A 15,015-nucleotide genomic window follows, 5' to 3' on the forward strand; every position below is an offset into this window, starting at 1 on the left:
CCCCGGCGTAGCGCCGCCCGCATGACCGCGCCCGTGACCACCGCCCTGACCCGCCCCGAAGACCTTCTGACCGAGGGTCTGGTGACGCCCGCAGACATGCCCGCCTTGGCGCAGGTGGCGCAGGATTTCCGCATCCGCGTCACCCCCGCGATGCGTGCGGCGATCGCGGCGCCCGCGGACCCGGTGGCCATGCAATTCGTCCCCACCGCGGCCGAGCTGATCACCCGGCCCGAGGAGCGCGCCGATCCGATCGGCGATGCCGTGCATTCCCCCGCGCCCGGGCTGACGCATCGCTACCCCGACCGGGCGATCTTGCACATCACCAAGACCTGCGATGTCTATTGCCGCTTCTGCTTCCGCCGCGAAACCGTGGGCGAGACCGGCCCCTTGCCGGAACCCGATCTGGCGCAGGCGCTCGATTACATCGCCGCGACCCGCGGCTTGCGGGAAATCATCCTGACCGGGGGCGATCCGCTGACACTCTCGCCCCGGCGGCTCGAAGAGGTGCTGACCCGGCTTTCGGCCATCCCCCATATCACCACCCTGCGCTTTCATTCCCGCGTGCCGGTGGTGGCGCCCGAGCGGATCACGCCTGCGCTGGTCGATCTGCTGCGCCGCCAGCGCCCCGCCGTCTGGGTGGTGGTGCACACGAACCACGCGCAGGAGCTGACCGCAGCGGCCCGCGCGGCGCTTGCGCGGCTGGCCGATGCGGGCGTGCCGCTCTTGTCGCAATCGGTGCTGCTCAAGGGCGTGAACGACAGCCACGACGCGCTGCGCGACCTTTTTGGCGCGCTGCAGGACTGCCGGGTGAAGCCCTATTACCTGCACCATTGCGACCTGGCCCGGGGCACCAGCCATTTCCGCACCACGATTGCGGCGGGGCGGGCGCTGATGGCCGGGCTGCGCGGGCATTTGAGCGGTGCAGCGATCCCGACCTATGTGCTTGATATCCCCGGGGGCTTCGGCAAGGTGCCGATCACCGCGGATCATTTCGCCCCGGGGGCGCGGCCGGGGCTGTGGCGCGTCACCGACTGGCAGGGCGGCGTTCACGATTACGCCGACCCCGCAAGCTGAGTGTCGCACCCCCTTTTCCTTGTCCCCGCCCGGGGCTAGGGTGCGGGCATGAAATGGAACCTGCCCAACTCGCTGACCGTTTTGCGCCTGATCGCCGCTCCCGGCGTCGCGGTGATGTTCCTGTATTTCGCCCGTCCCTGGGCGGATTGGTTCGCGCTGACGCTGTTCATCGGCGCGGCCGTCACCGACTGGTTCGACGGCTATCTGGCGCGGGCCTGGAAACAGGAAAGCAAGTTCGGCGCCATGCTTGACCCGATCGCCGACAAGGCGATGGTGGTGATCGCGCTGGTCGTGATCACCGGCTATTCCGGCATGAACCCCTGGCTCATTCTGCCCGCCACGGTGATCCTGTTCCGCGAGGTTTTCGTCTCGGGGCTGCGCGAGTTCATCGGCGCCGATGCGGGCAAGCTCAAGGTCACGAAACTGGCGAAATGGAAGACCACGGCGCAGATGGTGGCGATTGCCATTCTGTTTCTGGGCACCGGGCTGGATTATCTGGAAACCGGCCGCGCGCCGCGCGCGGGCGAGGGCGATCTGCCAAATTTCGCCACGCTGGCCGATCTGGCCAATCACCTTGGTCTGGTGCTGATCTGGGTGGCCGCGGTGCTGACCGCGATCACCGGCTGGGATTATTTCCGCAAGGCGCTGCCCTTCCTGCGCGATCACAAGGACAGCTGAGCCCCCTCAGAGCAGCGTCGGCGGTGCCCGGCGCGGCGCGGCGCCGAAACGGTTCGGCCCGACCTGCGAGGGCTGCACGAAGTGATAAAGCAGCACCAGCGCCCCGATCAGCGGCACCAGCTGGATCAGCAGCCACCAGCCCGACTTGCCGCTGTCATGCAGCCGCCGCACTGCGACCGCCAGCGAGGGCAGAAGGATCCCCAGCCCGAAAAGCGCCGACAGCGGCCCGCCATTCGATTGCCAGGCCCAGGCGCCCTCGCCGTGGCTGACCGTGCCGTAGCCAAGGAAACGGGTCTCGATCGCGCTGAGAAGAACGAAACCGATCAGCGTGAACAGGACGAACCACCAGTATTCCGGGCGGCTGGCGCGGCCCGAAAAGGTGGCATATTTCGAAAAACAGATGCGGACGGCGGTAGGCAGATTCATGCGGGCCTCCTGAGACAGTAACCCTTTGCATGGAGCGCCCGCGCCGCGCCGAAATCAAGCCTTCTTGCCGATCCGCGGTTCGGTCCCGGCCAGGATCCGCTCGATATTGGCGCGATGACGCACGAAGATCAGCACCGCCATCAGCGCCGTCACCGGCATATAGGCCTGATCGCCCAGCAGATAGGCAAGCGGCACCGCCCCCGCCGCCGCCACCAGCGCCGAAAGCGAGGAAATCCGCCCGACCGCCGCCGCGATCAGCCAGGTGCCGCAGGCGCCAAGACCCAAAAGCCAGTCCAGCGCAATCAGCGTCCCAAGGAAGGTCGCAACCCCCTTGCCGCCCTTGAACTTCAGCCAGACCGGGAAAAGATGCCCGATGAAGGCCGCCCCCCCCGCGACCACCGCCGCAGTGTCGTTCCCCTCCAGCAGCGCGCGGGCGATCAGCACCGCCACCGCCCCCTTGGCGCCATCAAGGATCAGCGTCGCCGCCGCCGCCGCCTTGTTGCCGGTGCGCAGCACATTCGTCGCGCCGATATTGCCCGAGCCGATCTGGCGCAGATCGCCCAGACCGAACGCCTTGGTGATCACCACGCCAAACGGCACCGAGCCCAGCAGGTAGCCAAGCCCCGCCACCGCCAGAAGCAACATTGCCCCCGCATGCAGATCCGCCATCCTTGCCCCCGTCCGTTCTTGTTATGCCTGCCCGTGAACCTGCACCCCGCCGACGAAAGTGGCAAGCACCTTGCCCGTCAGCTTCGCGCCGTCAAAAGGCGTGTTCTTCGATTTCGACGCCAGCGTGAAGCGGTCCAGCACGAAGGGCGCCTCCGGGTCGAACAGCACCAGATCGGCCGGACTTCCCTCGGAAAGCCGGCCCTGCGGCAGCCCCATCAGCCGCGCCGGATTGAGCGCAAGCGCGCGGAACAGCTCCGGCAGACCGATGCTTCCTGCGTGATAAAGTCGCAGCGCCGCGGGCAGAAGCGTTTCCAGCCCCACCGCGCCCGCCGCCGCCTCCTCATAGGGCAGGCGTTTTGATTCCTCGTCCGCCGGGGTGTGCATCGAACAGAGAATGTCGATCACGCCCTCGGCCAGCGCCTGCACCATCGCCAGCCGGTCGTCTTCCGACCGCAGCGGCGGCGTCAGCTTGAAGAAGGTGCGGTAATTGCCGACATCGAATTCGTTCAGCGTCAGGTGATGCACCGAGATCCCCGCCGTCACCGGCAGCCCGGCCGCCTTGGCACGGGACAGCGCGGGCAGGGCGCGGGCGGTGGTGATCTGATCGGCGTGATAGCGCACCCCGGTCATCTCGACGAGCGCCAGATCGCGGTCCAGCCCCATCCGTTCCGCCATCGGGCTGACCGCAGGCAGGCCGCGCAGGGAGGCGAATTTGCCCGAGGTGACGGCGGCGCCCTTCGACAGCCCCGGCTCCTGCGGGTGGCACAGCACCAGCGCGCCCAGGCTGCGGGCATAGGTGAAAGCGCGCGACAGCACCTTGGTATCGGCGCAGACATGATCGGCATCGGTAAAGGCGATGGCGCCCGCATCCATCAGAAAGCCGATCTCGGTCATCTCGCGGCCGTCACGGCCCTTGGTCAGCGCGGCCATGTGGCGGATGCGCACCGGCGCCTCGGCGGCGCGGCGGGTGACGAATTCGAGTGTCTCGGGCGTGTCGATGGCGGGGCTGGTGTCGGGACGGGCGATGATGGTTGTCACGCCGCCACGTGCGGCCGCCAGCCCCGCGGTGCGGAAGCTTTCCTTGTGCCGTTCCCCGGGTTCGCCGATCTTCACGCCGATATCGACGATCCCCGGCGCCAGGCACTTGCCGCCGCAATCGATCACTTGAGCGTCCGAGGGCGCCTGCATCTGCCCGATGGCCGCGATGATGCCGCCATCGACCACCAGATTGCCAACCGTCTCGGTGCCCGCTTCGGGGTCGATCAGCCGGGCGTTTTCAAAAAATACGGTCATCTGAGCGCCTCCCGGGCGTTTCGCAAGATCGCAAAGACTTCGGGCGCATCCAGGATGCCCTGAAAGCCGATCTCCTGAGTTTTCGTGCCGCGTGTGCGGCTGGCAAAGATCACGCCGCCCGTCTTGTCGCCGCCAACCAGCCGCAAGGGCATCTCGGCGGTGATCGGATAGGTTTCGAGCTGTCGCCCCTTCAGCGGATGGCGCCGCGCGATATAAGCGGCCCGCGTCGACAGGGTAAAGGCGGTGCCGGTGCGGTGCAGCCGTTCCGCCCAAAGGGCCGCTGTGGCAAGGCCAAGGCCCGCAAGGATCAGCAGCCCGCCCGTCAGGTCCGAAAGCACAGCCCCCGCAAGGACCAGCGCCCCCCCCGCCAGCAGCGCCGGGGCAAGGCGTTTCCAGTCGATCCGGCGCAGCGGATGGCCCTGCCACAGAATGCGTTCGCCCGGGACCATCACGCCGTCCCAGCCCGCGGGGACCGCGGTCGGGTCATGCGGGATCTCGGTCAGGGCCCGTTCGGACGGCGGCAGCGGTGGCTCCGCCCCGCGCGGGGTGGGGCGCGGCGGTCTCATCGGACCTCCCGGGCCCGGCGTGCCTTGGCCGCCTCGATTGCCGCCACCACCGGCGCCGCCTCGGCCAGATGCCGGATCAGATGCTTGTCGCCCGCTTTCGTCACGATCTGCACATCGCCGATCAGGGACCGCACCCTCTCGATTTCCAGCAGCATCGCCTGCTTGCCCTGCGGCCCGATCAGCCGCCGGTCGGTCAGCTGCCAGCGCCGCGCGAAGGCTTCCGAGCGGAACCAGGCCGCCCGCGCCGCCATGCCGATCAGAATGGCCAGGATCGCCACCGGGATCTGGTCGGTCTTGCCCAGCCAGACCAGCACGGCCGAGACCAGCACCGCCCCCAGCCCGCCCAGCACCAGATGGTCCATCCAGTAGCGGCGCAGATCGGGCAGGAACACCTGCGAGACCTTTTCACCGGGTTCCAGCGCCAATTCGCTGGCCGGGCCGGGGCGATAGTTGAGGACGGAATCGCGCTTCATCTCAGACATTTGCCGCCTCCAGCGCGGCCCGACCGCGTTCGGCGCGCAGGTTCTGCGCCAAAAGATCCATCACCGCCATCCGCACCGCGACGCCCATCTCGACCTGCTCCTGAATCACCGAGCGGTTGATGTCATCGGCGATCGTGCCGTCGATCTCCACGCCGCGGTTCATCGGCCCCGGATGCATCACGATCGCATCGGGTTTCGCATAGGCCAGCTTTTCGGCATCAAGCCCGTAGCGGTGGAAATATTCGCGTTCCGACGGGATGAAACCGCCGTCCATCCGCTCCTTTTGCAGCCGCAGCATCATCACCACATCGGCGTCGCGCAGGCCCTCGCGCATGTCATCGCAGATTTCGGCGCCGATATCGCCAAAGCCCGCGGGCATCAGCGTCGGCGGCCCGACCAGCCGCACCCGGTTTTCCATCTTGCCCAGCAACAGCAGGTTCGAGCGCGCCACCCGGCTGTGCGCGACATCGCCGCAAATCGCCACCGTCAGACGCTGGATCCGGCCCTTGGCACGCCGGATCGTCAAGGCATCCAAAAGCGCCTGCGTCGGGTGCTCGTGCCGCCCGTCGCCCGCGTTGATCACCGCGCAATTCACCTTCTGCGCCAGCAGATCGACGGCGCCCGAGGACGGATGCCGCACCACCAGCAGATCGGGATGCATCGCGTTCAGGGTCAGCGCGGTGTCGATCAGGGTCTCGCCCTTTTTCACGCTGGAGGTCTGCATCGACATGTTCATCACGTCGGCGCCCAGCCGTTTTCCGGCCAGCTCGAAACTGGATTGCGTCCGCGTCGAATTCTCGAAGAACATGTTGATCTGCGTCAGCCCCGCCAGCGCATCGGTGCGCTTCACGGTGCGGCGGTTCAGATCGACATAGCTGTCTGCAAGATCAAGAACGGAACGGATGTCTTCCGGCGACAGATGCTCGATCCCCAGAAGATGGCGGGCGCGAAAAGCCATGACGTCCTCCGATGTTGTCGGGCTGCTTATGGCAAATGGGGGGGGCTGCGTCCAGCGGCTTTACCCCCGTGTCTGGCCATGCGATGGAAAGCCATGCAGACTCGCCCCGGCCCCGATCTGAGCTATGACGCCGCCCTTGCCGCTTTCGAGTGGCTGATTGAGCTCGGCGCCTCGGACCCGGTGGGCGATGCGCCGGTGAACCGCTACGATCTGGTGACCCCCGAACCCGCCCCGGCTCCGCCGCCCCAGGCCGAGACCCGCGCGCCGCGCCCGGCGCCGGTTCTGGCGCCGGTCGAGACCGTCGATCCGGTGGCGGAGGCCCGCGGCCTTGCCGCGCGGGCGACGACGCTGGACGATCTGCGCGCAGCGATCCTCGGTTTTCCGCATTGCCCGCTGAAGCTGGGCGCCCGCAACACGGTGTTTTGCGATGGCAACCCGAAGGCCCGGGTGATGCTGATCGGCGAGGCCCCCGGCAAGGACGAAGACGCGCAGGGCAAGCCCTTTGTCGGCCGCGCCGGGCAGTTGCTCGACCGGATGCTGGCGGCGGTGGGGCTGGATCGCGGCTCGCCCGATCCGGGAACGGCGGTCTATATCACCAATGTTATGCCCTGGCGGCCGCCCGGCAACCGCGAGCCGGAACCCGCCGAAATCGCGATGATGCAGCCGTTTCTGGCCCGGCATGTCGAGCTGGTCGATCCCGATCTGATCGTGCTGATGGGCAATACCGCCTGTGCCGCGGCGCTGAACACCCGCGGTATCACCCGGCTGCGCGGCAGCTGGGCAACGGCCTTTGGTCGCCCGGCGCTGCCGACGCTGCATCCGGCGAACCTGTTGCGCACGCCGATCAACAAGCGGCTGGTCTGGGCGGATCTGCTGGAATTGCGCGCGAAGCTGAACGCGCTTTAGGGGCCGGTCAGGGCGCCGGGCAGCCGTCGATCTCGACCGCATCGCCGTGGCTGACCACCGTGATGCGCAGATCGTCGGGGTCCAGATCGAAGGGCCGGGCGTCCTCGGGCACGAAATCGACGCTGGCCAGAAGCGTCGCGCCCTGCCGCTCGATCTCGGGTTCCGACACCCACATCGGGGTCGAGCGCAGCTCGAACAGCGGGGTTTCCCCCGCCGCCTGCGGCAGGTCGATCCGGGCCGCGACGCGGACGCCGTCACGAATGGGGGTGAGGGTGCAGCGGGCCAGCCCGCGCGCGGGACGCGGGGCGGCCGCGATTGCCGCCGCGATCTCGGGAACTTCGGCGCCGGGGCCGGACAGGTCTTTCGTCAAGGCCACGCTGACCGGCACGCAGACCTCGTCACAGATGCCGAAATCCAGTCTGGCGGTCAGCGAAACCGGCGCCGCGGCGTCCTTTGGGGTGATCTGCAGCGGCAGCACCAGCGTGTCGTGATAGCCGACGGTGTTCGTCCCGCCGCTCTCGAACACCTCGGGAGCGGGCCAGATCACCTGCAGCGCCGCGACATTGCCCGAGGCGGAGAAATCGAATTGCGGCGGCACGCCGACATCGCCCGGCACGCGCCAATAGGTCTTCCAGCCCGGGGCCAGAGCGATCCTGATCGCGGCGATGCGGCGGCCGTCCCTTTCCTGCCAGCCCGGCAACAGCTCGGCGGACAAAAGCCCCTGTCCCAAGGGCGCGACTTCCTCGGCCGCGGCGGCGACGGCAAGGCTCTGGCACAGGACAAGGGCGAAAACGGTCAGTCGCATGCGCCTGCGATAGCCGCGGCCCAAAGATCGGCCAAGTCACAAACGCGACAGGAGCGCGCGGAGAGGCTGTCGCCGGGGCTTGATTGCAACGCCGACCGGGGCCACCTTTGGCAAAGGGGCAGGGCAGGCGCGGGAGAGCGGCATGGATCTGAGCGGCAAATTTCTGATCGCGATGCCGGGCATGGGCGATCCGCGGTTCGAGCATTCGGTGGTGGCGATGTGTACGCATTCGGCCGAGGGGGCGATGGGGATCATCGTCAACAAGCCGCTGCCGAAACCGCCGATGGAGGATCTGCTGGATCAGCTCGGGATTGCCGTGACCGCCTCGGATCGCGGCTCGGCGCCGTTGTTTTTCGGCGGCCCGGTGGAGACCGGGCGCGGGTTTGTCCTGCATTCGGCCGACTGGTTCGCCGCGACGATGCCGGTGGGCGAGGGGCTGGCGATGACGGCGACGCGCGACATTCTGGAAGAGATCGCCGCCGGTCGTGGCCCGTCGCGGGCGATTCTGGCGCTGGGCTATGCGGGCTGGGGGCCGGGGCAGATCGAGCGGGAAATCCTCGACAACGGCTGGCTGGTGGCCGAGGGCAATGCGGCGCTGGCGCTGGATGGCGATCACGCGACAAAATGGACGCGCGCGCTGGGCACGATGGGGATCGACCCGCGCACGCTTTCCGCCGCGGCGGGCCACGCCTGAGGCCGGGCAGGGGGGGGCGCTGCCCCCGTCCTCTCGGGGGTGAATTTTGGCGCAGCCAAAAGAGGGGGCAGCGCCCCCTACTCCCGCGGCGCGGCGGCGCGACGCAGTCGGTCGTTGATCGCCCGCCCAAGCCCGGTTTCCGGGATCGGCGCGATCGCGATCGTGGCCGCGCCGCGCGCGGTGGCGAGCTTGTCGGCCACCCGCAGCATGGCGAAAAGCTTCGTCGCCGCCTCGACCGGATCGGCCGTGGCCGAGAGCGTCAGATCGGCCGCGGGGCCGGGGCCGAAGCCAAGGTAGATCTCGCCCGGGCGCTTTTCGGTGGCCTCAAGCCGCACCGCCGCGCCCGGCGCGTAATGCGACACAAGCTGGCCGGGCGCATTCGGCTTGACCGCATCGCCGCCAAAGGCGAGCGGCCCGCCCAGCGCCTTTTCCAGCGTTTCGACATCGACCCCTCCGGGGCGCAAGAGCGTTGGCGGTTCAAGGCCGAGGATCGTCGATTCGACCCCCACCGCGCAGGCGCCGCCATCCACCACCGCGGCGATGCGTCCCGAGAGCCCCTCGAGCACGTGATCCGCCTCGGTCGGGCTGACCTTGCCGGACGGGTTGGCCGAGGGCGCCGCGAGCGGCCCGCCAAAGGCCGCAAGCAGCGCGCGGGCGACCGGATGCGCCGGCATCCGCACCGCCACCGTGGCCAGCCCCGCGGTGACCAGATCGGAGATCCCGGCCTCGGGGCGGGCGGGCAGGACCAGCGTCAGCGGGCCGGGCCAGAACCGCGCGGCCAGATCGCGGGCCTGCGCGGAGAAGACCGCCACCTGTTCCGCCGTCGTCCTATCGGCCACATGCACGATCAGCGGGTTGAACTGCGGACGGCCCTTGGCGGTATAGATCGCCGCCACCGCCGCGCCTTGCCGGGCATCGCCGCCCAGGCCATAGACCGTCTCGGTCGGGAAGGCGACCAGCTGACCTGCCTGCAAAAGCGCGGCCGCGCGGGCCAGCCCCGCGGCATCCGTCCCAAGACGTTCGGTCATTTCCTGCATCCCACCCTCGTGACGCTGCGTTGCGGTGGACGGGGGCTTCCCTTGCGGTAACCTTTCCCCGAAACCGACCCGAATGTGCCCCACGCATACGCGCCCCGGCCCCTTTTGCCAAGCGCGCCACAGGAGACCGTCATGGCCTATCGCTCGCCCGTCGCCGATATCCGCTTCATCCTTGAAAAGGTGGTGCCTTTGGCGCCGGTGGCGGCGACCGAACGCTTTGCCGAAGCCACGCCCGAGACGGTGGAAGCCGTGCTGACCGAGGCCGGAAAGCTCTGCGACGAGGTGATGGCGCCGCTTTTGCGCGCGGGCGACCTGCATCCGGCGCGGCTGGAAAACGGCGTCGTGCGGAGCTCGCCCGGGTTCAGGGAAGCGTATCAGCAGATCGCCGAGGGCGGCTGGATCGCTGTCGCCGCGCCGCAGGACTATGGCGGCATGGGCCTGCCGCAGACGATCTGCGTGGCGGTGAACGACATGATGTCGGGGGCCAATCTGGCGCTGCAGCTCAATCCGCTGCTGACGCAGGGCCAGATCGAGGCGCTGGAACACCACGCCAGCGAGGAGATCAAGGCGCTGTACATTCCGAAGCTGATTTCGGGCGAATGGTCGGGGACAATGAACCTGACCGAGCCGCAGGCGGGCTCGGATGTGGGCGCGCTGCGCAGCCGGGCTGAGCCTTTGGGCGATGGCACCTATGCGATCACCGGACAGAAGATCTTCATCTCCTGGGGTGATTCCGATGTGACCGAGAACATCTGCCATCTGGTGCTGGCGCGGCTGCCCGATGCGGCGCCCGGCACCAAGGGGATCAGCCTCTTCATGGTGCCGAAATATATCCCCGACGCGGCGGGCAAGCCCGGGGTGGCGAACACGCTGGGGGTGGTGTCGCTGGAACACAAGATGGGCCTGCATGGCTCGCCCACCTGCGTGATGAGTTTCGACGGTGCCAAGGGCTGGATGGTGGGCGAACCCGGCAAGGGCATGGCGGCAATGTTCACGATGATGAACAACGCCCGTCTGGCGGTCGGCGTGCAGGGGATCGGCGTGGCGGAAGCGGCGTTCCAGCAGGCGCTGAGTTATGCGCAGGAGCGGGTGCAGTTCTCGCCGATCATCCAGCATGCCGATGTGCGCCGGATGCTGGCCGAGATGCGCGCCGAGATCTTCGCCGCGCGGTCGATCGCCCTGTCTTGCGCGGTGGCGCTCGACATGGGGCGGGCGACGGGCGAGGAGCACTGGCTGGCGCGCGCGGCACTGCTGACGCCGATCGCCAAGGCCTATGGCACCGATATCGGGATCTGGGTGGCCGAGCAGGGCGTGCAGGTGCATGGCGGCATGGGCTTCATCGAGCAGACCGGGGCGGCGCAATATTGCCGCGACGTGCGGGTGACGGCGATCTACGAGGGCACGAACGGCATTCAGGCGATGGATCTTGTCGGGCGCAAGATGGCCGACGAGGGTCGGGCCGCCTTCCGTTTGCTTCAGGAAATCGAGGATGCCGCGAAAGCCGCGCGCGAGGCCTTGCCCGATCTGGCCGAGGCGGTCTGGCAATCGGCCGAGACCCTGCGCGAACATACCGAGGGCATGATCGCGCAGGGCACGCAGGACCGCTTTGCCGGGGCCGTGCCCTATCTGCGCGCCTTTGCCCGGGTGCTGGGGGCGCATTTCCACCTGCGCGCGGCGCTGGAAGGGGGGGCGCATCAGAAGCTGGCCGCCGTCTACATCCGCCGTCTTCTGCCGCAGGCCGAGGCGGCGCTGGCGGCGGCAGGGGCGGGGGCGGTTGACCTTTTCGCGCTTTCCCCCGAAGACCTTGGGGCATGAAACAGCACCACGGTCTGCGCTTCCCTTTCGACACCGCCCCCGCCTTCGGTGAGACCCAGGAGGTCGCCGAGGGCGTGCTTTGGCTGCGCCTGCCGCTGCCGATGGCGCTTGATCACGTCAATGCTTATGCGCTTGATGACGGCGATGGCTGGACGCTGGTTGATCCCGGCATCGACAGCCGCGCCTGCCGGGCGGCCTTGCAACAGGCGCTTGACGGGCCGCTGGCGGGCAAGCCGGTGACGCGGGTCCTCGTCACCCATTACCACCCCGATCACATCGGTCTGGCGGGCTGGCTGCAGACCCGCGGTGCCGAGCTGTGGACGACGCGGACAAGCTGGCTTTTCGCCCGCATGCTGAGGCTGGATGAACAGCCTTTGCCGGTGCCCGAAACGCTGGCCTTCTGGAAAGCCGCGGGGATGGACCCCGACCTGCTGGCGCGGCGGTCGCAGGAACGGCCCTTCAACTTTGCCGATTGCGTGCATCCGCTGCCGCTTGGGTTTCGCAACATGGCCGCGGGCGATCTGATCCACGCCGCCGGGCGGCGCTGGCGGGTGCGGATCGGTCAGGGTCATGCGCCCGATCACGCCACGCTCTGGAGCGAGGAGGACGGGCTGATCCTGGGCGGCGATCAGCTTCTGCCCGGGATCTCGGCCAATCTGGGCGCCTATGCGACCGAGCCTTTGGCCGATCCGGTGGCCGATTGGCTGGTGTCCTGCCGTGCCTTCCAGCCGCTCGCCCGCGAAGATCAGTTGATCCTGCCCGGCCACAAGCTGCCCTTCCTTGGCCTGCCGCTGCGGCTGCGCCAGATGATCGAGAACCACGAGGGCGCGCTTTCCCGCCTGCGCGCGGTTCTGGCCGAGGCCCCGCGCAGCGCCACCGACTGCTTCCCCGTGCTTTTCAAGCGCCCGGTGGGCGAGGCGGAGTATGGCATGGCGCTGGTCGAGGCGGTGGCGCATCTCAACCACCTGTTCCTGCGCGGCGAGATCACCCGGCAGGCCCGCGACGGCGTCTGGCTCTGGTCTGCCTGAGGTCCGTGGCGCCGAATCGACACGTCTTGCGAAAATGTATCCGCGGGCGCTACCGCCCGTTGCCCGCCCCGGCATGGCATGCTTAACCCTTTTTGATGTTCACTTTCTGCCGCCGAGGGGTCCCCGGATGCGCCGCCTTCTTTCCTGTCTGGTCCTGCCGCTTGCGCTGGCCGCCTGTGCCGAACCGAAATGGGCCCCCGACGAGGCGGTGCAGGCCGCGCGTTTCTCGACCGGCAATCCGCCCTCGGTGACGCTGTTCACGGTGATTTCCACCAATACCGGCGCGGGCGGCCATTCGGCGCTGATGATCGACGGGCAGGAGCGGGTGATCTTCGATCCGGCCGGGACCTGGTATCACCCCTCGGTGCCGGAACGGAACGATGTCGATTTCGGTATCACCGAGCGGATGTACAAATTCTACCTCGATTATCACGCCCGGGAATCCTGGTATGTGCGCGAACAGCGCCTGCCCGTGACCCCGCAGCAGGCCGCGGCACTGCTGGCGCGGGTGCAGTCGAACGGCGCGGTGGCGAAGATGATGTGCGCCAATGACACTTCCTCGGTGCTGCGCGACGTGCCGGGCTTTGAAAGCATCCCGAGGACGACCTCGCCGCTGAAACTGTCGAAAGCCTTCGGAAAACTGCCGGGGGTGGTGACCGAGGATCACTTCGACAATGATCCCGACGACAATTCCGGCGTGCTGATGATCCAGCAGGCGCCGGCGCGACACGGCACCGGGCTGCGCAAGGCTGACTGAGCCGCGGCCAGACGGCTAAGGCGCCAAGGGGCTTGCCCCGGGGAAGGGACCGCAAGTTTCAGGGGCGGCGCCGCAAGGCGCCGGGCGGGTGATCGTCTCGCAGACAAGTCTCGGACCGGGGGGCGGGGCATGAAGGTTCGGCTGCTTCAGGGGCTGACGGCGGCGCAGCGGGCCGAGGCGGCGGCGCTTTACTGGCAGGCCTTCGGGGCGAAGCTGGGCCGGGTGATGGGGCCCGAGGTCAAGGCGATGGCCTTCATCGAGCGGGTGATCGACCCCGCCCACATGATCGCGGCGGTGGATGCGCGGGGCCATGTGCTGGGGGTGATCGGCTTTCGCACCCTCGAGGGCAGCTTTGTCGGCGGCGACCGCGCCGATCTGCGCGCGGTCTATGGCCGGTTCGGGGCATTCTGGCGCGGTCTGGCCTTGCAGCTGCTGGCGCAGGATCTGGCGCAAGGCACACTCTGCGTCGACGGTTTCGCGGTGACCGGGCCGATGCGCGGCCGGGGGTTGGGCGCGGCGCTGCTCGAGGCGTTGTGTGCCGAGGCGCAGGCCCGCGGCTACCGCGTGCTGCGGCTGGATGTGGTGGATGAAAACCTGCGTGCGAAGGCGCTTTACCACCGGCTCGGCTTTGCGGTGACGGGCCGGGCCGAGCGCTGGCTGACGGCGGCGATCTTCGGCTATCGCACCGCCGTGGCGATGGAGCGGCCGCTTTGACGCGGCCCCTGTGACGCACCCCCGGGGGCAATCGGCTCTGGCGGCAGGGGCCGGGCTGTGCTGATACTCGGGGCAGGATGAACAAGGGGCCCCGCATGAAACCCGGACCGCGCAATCTGATCACCGATGTCGCAGGGCTGCGGGTCGGCAATGCCGAGGATGCGGCGCTCTGTTCGGGCGTCACGGTGCTGACGGCGGACCGCCCCTTTACCGCCGCCGTGCATGTGATGGGCGGCGCCCCCGGCACGCGGGAAACCGACCTGCTCGCCCCCGACAAGCTGGTGGAAACGGTCGATGCGCTGGTGCTCTCGGGCGGCTCGGCCTTCGGGCTTGAGGCCGCCTCGGGGGTGATGGCGGGGCTGCGGGCGATGGGGCGCGGCTTTGCCGTCGGCCCGGTGCGTGTGCCGATCGTGCCCGCGGCGATCCTCTTCGATCTGCTGAACGGCGGCGACAAGGGCTGGGCGGAAAATCCCTATGCGGGGCTGGGCCGCGCCGCCCTTGCCGCGGCGGCGGAAGATTTCGCCATCGGCAGCGCCGGGGCGGGCTTCGGCGCGCTGACGGGGACCCTCAAGGGCGGGCTTGGCTCGGCCTCGGCGGTTCTGGACAGCGGTTTCACTGTCGGCGCGCTGGTGGCGGTGAATGCGCTCGGCTCGGCGACGGTGGGCGAGACGCGGCATTTCTGGGCCGCACCCTGGGAGATGGGGGCGGAATTCGGCGGCCTCGGCCCCGCGCCCGCCTATCGCGCCACGGCCGAGCCGCTGCCGATGAAACGCATGGGCGAGGCCACGACCCTTGCCATCGTCGCCACCGATGCGGCCTTGACCAAAGCACAGGCGCATCGGCTGGCCGTCGCCGCGCATGACGGCATGGCGCGCGCGCTGGTGCCCAGCCACACGCCGCTTGACGGCGATCTGGTCTTTGCCGCGGCAACCGGCGCGCGGCCGCTGACGGACCCGATCACCGATCCGTTCCAGCTTGGCCATGCCGCCAGCGCCTGCCTTGCCCGCGCCATCGCCCGCGCGGTCTTCGCCGCCACGCCCCGCCCGGGCGACCGGCAACCCTGCTGGCAAGACCTGCGCTGATCCCCTTCATCTTGCCGCAAATATCCCGGGG

17 protein-coding genes are annotated in these 15,015 nt (G+C 68.7%); 9 read left to right on the forward strand and 8 right to left on the reverse strand.

What is annotated here, in order from left to right; all coding sequences use genetic code 11:
* Positions 1-21: 21 nt before the first annotated feature.
* The gene (locus AC4PTB_RS02360; protein WP_492191498.1) at positions 22-1,074 is read left to right on the forward strand and encodes a lysine-2,3-aminomutase-like protein; all 1,053 of its coding nucleotides are present in this window, start codon (positions 22-24) and stop codon (positions 1,072-1,074) included.
* Between the two features lie 48 nt (positions 1,075-1,122).
* The gene (pgsA, locus tag AC4PTB_RS02365; RefSeq protein ID WP_492191499.1) at positions 1,123-1,752 is read left to right on the forward strand and encodes a CDP-diacylglycerol--glycerol-3-phosphate 3-phosphatidyltransferase; all 630 of its coding nucleotides are present in this window, start codon (positions 1,123-1,125) and stop codon (positions 1,750-1,752) included.
* A 6-nt stretch (positions 1,753-1,758) separates the two neighbouring features.
* Here the strand turns inward: pgsA and AC4PTB_RS02370 are convergent, their stop codons facing one another.
* The 6 genes from AC4PTB_RS02370 to AC4PTB_RS02395 are packed head-to-tail and all read right to left on the reverse strand — an operon-like array spanning position 1,759 to position 6,146.
* Positions 1,759-2,178: a DUF805 domain-containing protein gene (locus AC4PTB_RS02370; protein WP_492191500.1), complete on the reverse strand. Its 420-nt coding sequence runs from the start codon at positions 2,176-2,178 to the stop codon at positions 1,759-1,761.
* A gap of 54 nt (positions 2,179-2,232) precedes the next feature.
* Positions 2,233-2,847 carry a glycerol-3-phosphate 1-O-acyltransferase PlsY gene (plsY, locus tag AC4PTB_RS02375; protein ID WP_492191501.1) on the reverse strand — a complete coding sequence of 205 codons (615 nt, stop codon included), beginning with the start codon at positions 2,845-2,847 and terminating at the stop codon, positions 2,233-2,235.
* Positions 2,848-2,868: 21 nt separating this feature from the next.
* Positions 2,869-4,140 carry a dihydroorotase gene (gene pyrC, locus AC4PTB_RS02380; RefSeq protein WP_492191502.1) on the reverse strand — a complete coding sequence of 424 codons (1,272 nt, stop codon included), beginning with the start codon at positions 4,138-4,140 and terminating at the stop codon, positions 2,869-2,871.
* On the reverse strand, positions 4,137-4,706 hold the full coding sequence (locus AC4PTB_RS02385; RefSeq protein WP_492191503.1) for a hypothetical protein: 570 nt from the start codon (positions 4,704-4,706) through the stop codon (positions 4,137-4,139). Before AC4PTB_RS02385 ends, pyrC begins: the two co-directional genes overlap by 4 nt.
* Positions 4,703-5,188, reverse strand: coding sequence for a hypothetical protein (locus AC4PTB_RS02390; protein WP_013066144.1), 486 nt, complete (start codon positions 5,186-5,188; stop codon positions 4,703-4,705). The genes AC4PTB_RS02385 and AC4PTB_RS02390 overlap by 4 nt, the downstream gene beginning before the upstream one ends.
* Positions 5,181-6,146 (reverse strand): aspartate carbamoyltransferase catalytic subunit, encoded by a 966-nt coding sequence (locus tag AC4PTB_RS02395; RefSeq protein WP_136906771.1) that lies wholly within the window; start codon positions 6,144-6,146, stop codon positions 5,181-5,183. Before AC4PTB_RS02395 ends, AC4PTB_RS02390 begins: the two co-directional genes overlap by 8 nt.
* A 93-nt stretch (positions 6,147-6,239) precedes the next feature.
* Here AC4PTB_RS02395 and AC4PTB_RS02400 point away from each other — a divergent pair, with 93 nt between their 5' ends.
* Positions 6,240-7,052, forward strand: a complete 813-nt coding sequence (locus AC4PTB_RS02400; RefSeq protein ID WP_492191504.1) for a uracil-DNA glycosylase — start codon at positions 6,240-6,242, stop codon at positions 7,050-7,052.
* Positions 7,053-7,059: 7 nt separating this feature from the next.
* Here AC4PTB_RS02400 and AC4PTB_RS02405 read toward each other — a convergent pair whose 3' ends face one another.
* Positions 7,060-7,857 (reverse strand): protein-disulfide reductase DsbD domain-containing protein, encoded by a 798-nt coding sequence (locus AC4PTB_RS02405; RefSeq protein ID WP_492191505.1) that lies wholly within the window; start codon positions 7,855-7,857, stop codon positions 7,060-7,062.
* 142 nt (positions 7,858-7,999) lie between these two features.
* Here AC4PTB_RS02405 and AC4PTB_RS02410 point away from each other — a divergent pair, with 142 nt between their 5' ends.
* A complete protein-coding gene (locus AC4PTB_RS02410) occupies positions 8,000-8,551 on the forward strand; it encodes a YqgE/AlgH family protein (protein ID WP_492191506.1) in 552 nt (183 codons plus the stop codon).
* 77 nt (positions 8,552-8,628) lie between these two features.
* Here AC4PTB_RS02410 and AC4PTB_RS02415 read toward each other — a convergent pair whose 3' ends face one another.
* The gene (locus tag AC4PTB_RS02415; RefSeq protein WP_492191507.1) at positions 8,629-9,588 is read right to left on the reverse strand and encodes an L-threonylcarbamoyladenylate synthase; all 960 of its coding nucleotides are present in this window, start codon (positions 9,586-9,588) and stop codon (positions 8,629-8,631) included.
* 132 nt (positions 9,589-9,720) lie between these two features.
* Here AC4PTB_RS02415 and AC4PTB_RS02420 point away from each other — a divergent pair, with 132 nt between their 5' ends.
* From AC4PTB_RS02420 to AC4PTB_RS02440, 5 genes are all read left to right on the forward strand, one after another.
* Positions 9,721-11,403 carry an acyl-CoA dehydrogenase gene (locus AC4PTB_RS02420; protein ID WP_492191508.1) on the forward strand — a complete coding sequence of 561 codons (1,683 nt, stop codon included), beginning with the start codon at positions 9,721-9,723 and terminating at the stop codon, positions 11,401-11,403.
* Positions 11,400-12,431 (forward strand): MBL fold metallo-hydrolase, encoded by a 1,032-nt coding sequence (locus AC4PTB_RS02425; RefSeq protein ID WP_492191509.1) that lies wholly within the window; start codon positions 11,400-11,402, stop codon positions 12,429-12,431. The genes AC4PTB_RS02420 and AC4PTB_RS02425 overlap by 4 nt, the downstream gene beginning before the upstream one ends.
* 127 nt (positions 12,432-12,558) lie before the next feature.
* Positions 12,559-13,188, forward strand: a complete 630-nt coding sequence (locus AC4PTB_RS02430; protein WP_492191510.1) for a hypothetical protein — start codon at positions 12,559-12,561, stop codon at positions 13,186-13,188.
* Positions 13,189-13,317: 129 nt separating this feature from the next.
* A complete protein-coding gene (locus AC4PTB_RS02435) occupies positions 13,318-13,902 on the forward strand; it encodes a GNAT family N-acetyltransferase (RefSeq protein ID WP_492191511.1) in 585 nt (194 codons plus the stop codon).
* 95 nt (positions 13,903-13,997) lie between these two features.
* Positions 13,998-14,984, forward strand: coding sequence for a P1 family peptidase (locus AC4PTB_RS02440; RefSeq protein ID WP_492191512.1), 987 nt, complete (start codon positions 13,998-14,000; stop codon positions 14,982-14,984).
* Positions 14,985-15,015: the final 31 nt, after the last annotated feature.

The organism is Rhodobacter sp. 4.3.4, from assembly GCF_058724655.1.